This is a genomic window from Novipirellula sp. (genome assembly GCF_041583735.1).
In the GTDB taxonomy this organism is placed as follows: domain Bacteria; phylum Planctomycetota; class Planctomycetia; order Pirellulales; family Pirellulaceae; genus Novipirellula.
Map to the genome: position 1 here is coordinate 1 of NZ_JBFHFD010000795.1, position 3480 is coordinate 3480.

At 57.1% G+C, this 3480-nt stretch carries 2 protein-coding genes and 1 pseudogene; 2 read left to right on the forward strand and 1 reads right to left on the reverse strand.

Annotation, left to right across the window (positions count from 1 at the left end; all coding sequences use genetic code 11):
- Positions 1-323: 323 nt before the first annotated feature.
- Positions 324-1877 carry a C25 family cysteine peptidase gene (locus ABX962_RS32850; protein ID WP_372725911.1) on the reverse strand — a complete coding sequence of 518 codons (1554 nt, stop codon included), beginning with the start codon at positions 1875-1877 and terminating at the stop codon, positions 324-326.
- Between the two features lie 119 nt (positions 1878-1996).
- Here ABX962_RS32850 and pdxA point away from each other — a divergent pair, with 119 nt between their 5' ends.
- Positions 1997-2956 (forward strand): 4-hydroxythreonine-4-phosphate dehydrogenase PdxA, encoded by a 960-nt coding sequence (gene pdxA / locus ABX962_RS32855; protein WP_372725912.1) that lies wholly within the window; start codon positions 1997-1999, stop codon positions 2954-2956.
- A gap of 71 nt (positions 2957-3027) precedes the next feature.
- A pseudogene (locus tag ABX962_RS32860) lies at positions 3028-3480 on the forward strand (hypothetical protein); the annotation flags it as partial.

Sequence of the window (3480 nt, forward strand, 5' to 3'; positions counted from 1 at the left end):
CTTCGATGGGAGAGCAAGTCTTCGAAGGGAGAGCAAGGCGATCAAACGGGACGGGCGTTCACTCATCCTGAACTTTAGAAGATTGGCAAGGATGTGTCGATAATGCAGGCACACCCACGATTTACCCTGCCAGCTTGCGTCAGGAGGGTCGGGAAACGAGCCTTCAGCGAGTTTTCCGGGGAGGGTGGTCACTTCTTTCTTGTAACGTCCACCGACTAACGCCACGAGCCCCACCCAGAGCCGGCTGCCGCCGACTCTGACCTCCCCACAGGGAGGTGAAATCCGATTTTCCCTCTGCAAACCTAAGCAGCCGGGCAAGCGGCTTAGCGTTTCGCGGGCTGGCGAACGATGGTGGATGCCGACGCAGTGGCCCATGTCTGCTCACCGGCAACCAAACAACGCACCGTCAACGGACCGCTGACGTCGGTCGGCAGCACAAACACGCATTGATGGGGCTGGTTCGCCGTGACCGGTTGCGTGATCGAAGCAATCGAGGTTTGGTTCGGATCGTCGTCACCCGAAGACGATCCCAGCGGCCGATCGAGCGTCATCGTCAACTCGCCGTCAATCGAACAAGTGGACTCGATTGTGATCGTTTCACCAGGGTTGTAGCCCGGTTTGACTTGGATATCGAGCGATTCGGGAGGATGCAAACGCAGCGTCGGGTCCCCCAACAAGTTGTATAGCCGGACATGTTCGCGGCGTTCATCGACGAGGTTGGTGCCTGCGGGGCTAATCATGGTGGCGAGCGAATCGATCATCATTCGCGTGGTCGATCGGTCGGTCGTCGAATCCCGCTGCATCTCGACCAGCGTTTTCAGCCACGCATCGCCCAGTCGAGCTTCTTTCTGATGATAAACGCCGTCGATCAATCCGATTGCGGCGGTGGCGTTTCCGTAGGGCATCGTCACTCGCGTTCCCGCGATCACCGCGATCGGGCCTCCGTCGGCCAACAGCATTCGCTCGGCAAAACAATCCTGGGGTGCGTCAATCGCTCCGGTGTAACATGCCAACAGCAATGCGATCGGCGAACACGCACCGACACAGTTCAGTTGTCCGATGCTGTCGCAATCGAGCACCGGTTGCCCTTGGGCATTCGCCGGGACGCGGTCCAAATGAGTCACTTGGCCGTGACCGGCATAGACCCAAAACCGAGCTCCGCGGTTGTAATTTTCGATCACCGCTTCGGTAAACGATTTAGTTTTGGGAAAAAAGCGGTGATTGGGACTGGCGTAGGCCACGGTAGTGCGAGTTTCCGCAGGCAGGACTCCGGTCACAATCGTGCGGGTCACCGATTCAATGGCCGTGTCGATCATTCCGCCGAAGCCCCCGATGCCTCCGACCAGTTGCACATTGCCTCGCCAAGAACCAAAGTCCGCATTTTGTTCATAGCGGATGATCCGCTCGACAAACGATTGTAATTGCGTTTCTGCTTTGACAGGAAACCGACCGACAACCGCCTCGGGAATTCCGTCGCCATCGAAATCGCCAAACGGCATGTCGCTCGACAACGTCGGGGTGGAACCATATTTGGCGGTCACCGTGGTCGCTGAATAGGTGGTCGGAATTTCAAGCAGTGGATTACAGGTCGTTCCAATCGACGGGGCGTCTCCGACCAACACGACATACCGGGTGCTCGGATCGGCCGAGGCCTGGATTGCCGCTTGCAGCAATTTGGCATCGGGATGGTTATCAATAATCGATACACTCAATCCGTCGCGTTGGCGATGGTCGATCCAGTGCCGCAGTTCGGCTCGATAGGTGGGGGGACAGACGGCCAAAATATCGGCAGCCACCACGGCACGACGATCCGCGACTGCACTTGCGATGACCAGCAGCAATCCAGAAAGCGAAAAAAAGGTTTTTCGAGAGAACATACCGGTCATTTTAGAAAGGGATAGAAATCAGCTAAGCTGCGTTTCTAGTCGTACGGCTCAATTGTAAAGTGCGACAGTCTCTCTTATCTCAACGAATCCAACTTTTTTACGCTAGATCAATGTCCGACGACGTACCGACACCCCACCCGAAAATCGCCATTACTGTCGGTGACGTGGCCGGAATTGGGCCCGAAATTGTCCTGAAATGCGTCTCCTCGGCGAAAATCACCGAATTTTGCACGCCGATTCTGTACGGCCCCCAAGCGGTGCTCGAACGAGTGGCGAATCAGCTCGGTTTGCCGATCCCCGCGGTCGTGGACCTTCCGCTTGCCAACATCGACGCCCTGATCCCCGGGCAATTCAGTGCCGACACCGGTCGAGCGTCGTTTGCAGCGGTTTGCGCGGCGATCGATTCGACGCTGAATCAGCAAACCGCTGCAATCGTGACCGGGCCGATCCAAAAGGAAGCTTGGCACGACGCGGGGATCGAGTTCCCTGGCCATACCGAATTACTGGCGTCGCGAACCGGGACCGATGATTTCTCGATGATGTTGACCAGCGATTCGATCTCGTGTGTGCTGGCGACGATCCATATCCCGCTAGCTGACGTGCCCACAACGCTGACGACCGAGGGAATTTTGCGAGCGATCCGAATGGCAGCCGACGCATTGCAGCGGCGATTGAAGCGACCGCCGCGAATTGCGGTGTGTGGGCTGAATCCGCACGCGGGCGAGAATGGATTGTTCAGCCATGGCGAAGAAGCACGGATCATTCAACCGGCGATTGATCGAGCGCGGCGGGAAGGTCACGATGTGGTCGGCCCTTTGCCACCCGATACCGCGTTCACTCCGGCAATGCGAAGCAATTTCAATGTCTATGTTTGCATGTATCATGACCAAGGCCTGATCCCACTAAAGGCCCTTGCGTTTGACGATGCAGTCAACGTCACATTGGGGCTTCCCATCGTGCGAACCAGTGTCGACCACGGCACCGCAATGGATTTGGCCTGGAAAGGGGTCGCCAATCACGCCAGTATGATGTCGGCGATCCGCATGGCTGCCGATCTTTGTAGCCGCTAGAAGTTTGAAGCCGCTGGAAGAACGCGAAGGATTCTGTTTTTGTATCACCTGATTTTGAGGTAGCGGATTTCATGCCAGAGGATGACGAGTCGGCGAGTCAGGAGACTTCGGCTGCGGAACAACCGATCCAGCACCCGCTAGCGGTCAAGAGCCAACGGTCGATGGGGTGGGCAGCACTCGAAGTGATCGCGGTCGTCGCGTTGTTCTTTATCTACGCCGCCGACGCGCCTCCGATGGTGAACGAAGCTCACTATTTGGTGAAGGCAAAAAATTTCTGGCAGCCCGATTGGTGCGTCAACGATTTGTTCACGGCGTCAGGCAAGGCACACACGACGTTCTATTTTGTGTTTGGGTGGCCGACGCTATTCCTGTCACTCGAGGCCACCGCGTGGATCGGCCGCTTTGCCGGTTGGACCTTGATTGCCATCGGGCTGTATCGACTCACCACGGCACTCGTTCCAATGCGTTTTGCCACCCTCGGGGTCGCGATCGCTTGGATCGCCGCAGTCGAGTACGGTAATCTC

Coding starts and splice junctions, on each gene's coding strand:
- ABX962_RS32850 (WP_372725911.1), bottom strand. CDS start 1,877: ATGTTCTCTCGAAAAACCTTTTTTTCGCTTTCTGGATTGCTGCTGGTC.
- pdxA (WP_372725912.1), top strand. CDS start 1,997: ATGTCCGACGACGTACCGACACCCCACCCGAAAATCGCCATTACTGTC.